Source organism: Hydrogenophaga sp., from assembly GCF_041633695.1.
Classification (GTDB): Bacteria; Pseudomonadota; Gammaproteobacteria; order Burkholderiales; family Burkholderiaceae_C; genus Hydrogenophaga.
In genome coordinates, this window is the sequence record NZ_JBFJMY010000467.1 from 1 (window position 1) to 3,174 (window position 3,174).

Below are 3,174 nucleotides of genomic sequence, written 5' to 3' on the forward strand. Positions count from 1 at the left end.
AGACGGTGAAAAATGGACCGCTGCGGGCGATTTGCAGCCGACGCCTCTTCTGCCGCGCAGGCTCCTAGCCTCGCCGCGTCCGGCGCTTTGGTTCCTGGGCAGCCTGTTGCTGCGCACGGGTGTGGCGCTGACCGGTTTTTACCTGGTGGGCGGCGGCCACTGGCAGCGGCTGCTGGCCTGCCTCGTGGGCTTCGTGCTGGCTCGCCTGCTGGTCACGCGCCTGACGCGGGCCTCAACCACGGGCGCTGCAGTCGCCGCACCCGCTGCGCGCCAGAAACAAGAGGTGGACCATGCGCCTCAGCCCTGACGAGTGGGTGCTCTGGCAGTGGGGCTTTGTCAAGCTCAACGGCACCATCGCGTTCACCTGGATGCTGATGCTGGTGCTGGCGCTCGGCGCCTGGCTGATCACGCGCCGCCTCACGTTCGAGCACCAGCGTTCGCGCTGGCAGAACCTGCTGGAAATTGTGGTCACGGGCACGCTGCAACAGATCGCCGAAGTGGGGCTGCGCACGCCGCGCAAGTACCTGGGCTTTCTCGGCACCCTGTTTTTGTTCGTGGCCACCGCCAGCGTGTTCACCATCGTGCCCGGCTACGAGCCCCCCACGGGCTCGCTGTCCACCACGGTCGCGCTGGCGCTGTGCGTGTTCGTGGCGGTGCCGCTGTACGGCGTGCGCCGTCTGGGCCTGCGCGGCTACCTGCGCTCGTATCTGGAGCCGACCGTGATGATGCTGCCCTTCAACATCATCAGCGAGATCTCGCGCACCCTGGCCCTGGCCGTGCGCCTGTTCGGCAACATGATGAGCGGCGCCATGATCATCGGCATCTTGCTGACCATCACCCCGTTTCTCTTTCCCGTGGTGATGACCGCGCTCGGCCTGCTCACCGGCATGGTGCAGGCCTACATCTTCAGCATCCTGGCCGCGGTCTATCTGGCCGCCGCCACGCACGCCGGCGACGGCCCAGCGCCAGCGCCCCCTCCTCCCACCCCCTCATGAAACCCCACCAGGAACCCACACCATGGACAGTTTGACCATCATCGCAGTGGCCTCCATCGTCATCGCAGGCCTCACCACCGGCTTTGGCTGCCTGGGCCCCGCGCTCGCCGAGGGCCGGGCCGTTGCCACCGCGCTGTCGGCGCTGGCGCAGCAACCCGACGCATCGCCCACCATCACACGCACCCTGTTCGTCGGCTTGGCGATGATCGAATCCACGGCGATCTACTGCTTCGTGGTGTCGATGATCCTGATCTTTGCCAACCCGTTCTGGAACGCCGCCATCGCCCAGGTCGCGGGACGCTAAAACCATGTTGATCGACTGGTTCACCGTCGGCGCGCAGGCGCTCAACTTCCTGGTGCTGATCTGGCTGCTCAGGCGCTTTCTCTACCAGCCGGTGCTCGACGCCATCGACGCCAGAGAGGCCCGGATCGCGCGCCAGATTGCCGACGCCGAGACCCAGATGCGCCAGGCCCAAGAGCAAGGCGAGGTGTTTGCGCAGCAGCACAAGGCCTTTGAGCAGGCGCGCGACGCCTTGCTGCAAAAGGCCACGCAAGAAGCCCAGGCCGAGCGGCAACGGCTGCTGGACCAGGCGCGGGCGGCCGCGCAGGCGCTGGGTGCCCGGCAACAAGCCGCGTTGCGCAGCGAGACCGAGCAACAGCAACAAGCGCTGGGCGAGCGGGTGCAGCACGAAGCCTTTGCCCTGGCCCGCCACGCCTTGCGCGATCTGGCCCAGGTGGACCTGGAAGCGCGTGTGACCGAGGTCTTTCTGGACCGCTTGCGCAACATGGCCGAGGCGGCCCGGGCCGACATGGCCGCCGCGCTGCAAGCCCCCGGAGCCCAAGCCGTGCTGCACAGCGCGTTCGAGCTGAACGCCGGGCAACGCAGCGCCATCCAGGCCGCGCTCTCCAAAACCTTCCAGTGGAGCGGGCCGGACAGCAGCGCCGCGACCCCGCTGCGCTTCGCCACCGAGCCGCGCCTGGTCGGCGGCATCGAACTGGTCGCGGGCGGGCAAAAGCTGGCCTGGAACATGGAGCAATACCTGGCGGCGCTGGAACAGACCGCCGCCGCGCTGCTGGTGCCCGCCGGGCCTGCCCTGCCCGAGCACGACGAGACGCCGGTGGTGGATGCCGCAAACGACCGCAACGGGGGCGGGCCCACATGAGCGCCGAACCAGCGACCCCGCGCACCGGTGCCGACCGTGCCCTGGCCGCGATGGCGCAGGCGCGCAGCCGCGCCCAGCCGCTGCTGGCGCCGCAGGAAATCGGCACCGTGCAAAGCGTGTCCACCGGCGTGGCCCGCGTGAGCGGCCTGCCCGGTGTGGGTTTTGACGAGCTGGTGCGCTTTCCGGGCGACGTGTTCGGCATCGCGCTCAACGTGGACGAAGACGACATTGGCGTGGTGCTGCTCGACGACGCCTGGCACCTCAAGGCCGGCGACCAGGTGGAGCGCCTGGGCCGGGTGATGGACGTGGCCGTGGGCGAAGGTCTGCTCGGCCGCGTGATCGATCCGCTGGGGCGTGCGCTGGACGGCCTTGGTGCGGTGGCGAGCAGCCTGCGCCTGCCGATCGAACGGCCCGCCGCCGCGATCATGGACCGCTCCGCCGTGACCGTGCCTTTGCAGACCGGGCTGAAAGTGGTCGACGCGCTGATTCCCATCGGGCGCGGCCAGCGCGAGCTGATCCTGGGAGACCGGCAGTCCGGCAAGACCACGATCGCCATCGACACCATCCTGAACCAGCGCGGCCAAGACGTGCTGTGCGTGTATTGCGCCATCGGCCAACGTGCCGCCGCCGTGGCCAAAACCGTGGCCCGGCTGCGCAGCCATGGCGCCCTGGATTACACCGTGGTGGTGGTCACCGAGGGCAACCAGCCCCCGGGCCTGGCCTACATCGCACCCTATGCGGCCACCAGCATCGCCGAGCACTTCATGGAAGCCGGGCGCGACGTGCTGATCGTCTACGACGACCTCACCCACCACGCCCGCGCGTACCGCGAACTCTCGCTGCTGCTGCGCCGCCCGCCCGGACGTGAGGCGTTTCCGGGCGACATTTTCTACATCCATTCGCGGCTGCTGGAGCGCGCCACCCACCTCTGCGCCGAACGCAGTGGCGGCTCGCTGACCGCCCTGCCCATCATCGAGACCGAAGGGCAGGACATGTCGGCCTACATCCCGACCAAC

General features: G+C 68.8%; 4 protein-coding genes and 1 pseudogene. All 5 read left to right on the forward strand.

Annotated features, from left to right (window positions below; genetic code table 11):
- A partial coding sequence (locus ABYB95_RS20180; protein ID WP_372661060.1) for an ATP synthase subunit I occupies positions 1-307 on the forward strand: 307 nt, incomplete at its 5' end.
- The gene (locus ABYB95_RS20185; protein ID WP_372661063.1) at positions 291-995 is read left to right on the forward strand and encodes a F0F1 ATP synthase subunit A; all 705 of its coding nucleotides are present in this window, start codon (positions 291-293) and stop codon (positions 993-995) included. The genes ABYB95_RS20180 and ABYB95_RS20185, both read left to right, overlap by 17 nt.
- Before the next feature lie 22 nt (positions 996-1,017).
- On the forward strand, positions 1,018-1,299 hold the full coding sequence (locus ABYB95_RS20190) for a F0F1 ATP synthase subunit C (RefSeq protein ID WP_372661066.1): 282 nt from the start codon (positions 1,018-1,020) through the stop codon (positions 1,297-1,299).
- Between the two features lie 4 nt (positions 1,300-1,303).
- Positions 1,304-2,158 carry a F0F1 ATP synthase subunit B gene (locus ABYB95_RS20195; RefSeq protein WP_372661069.1) on the forward strand — a complete coding sequence of 285 codons (855 nt, stop codon included), beginning with the start codon at positions 1,304-1,306 and terminating at the stop codon, positions 2,156-2,158.
- Positions 2,155-3,174: pseudogene (locus tag ABYB95_RS20200) on the forward strand (F0F1 ATP synthase subunit alpha); the annotation flags it as partial. The gene ABYB95_RS20195 and the pseudogene ABYB95_RS20200, both read left to right, overlap by 4 nt.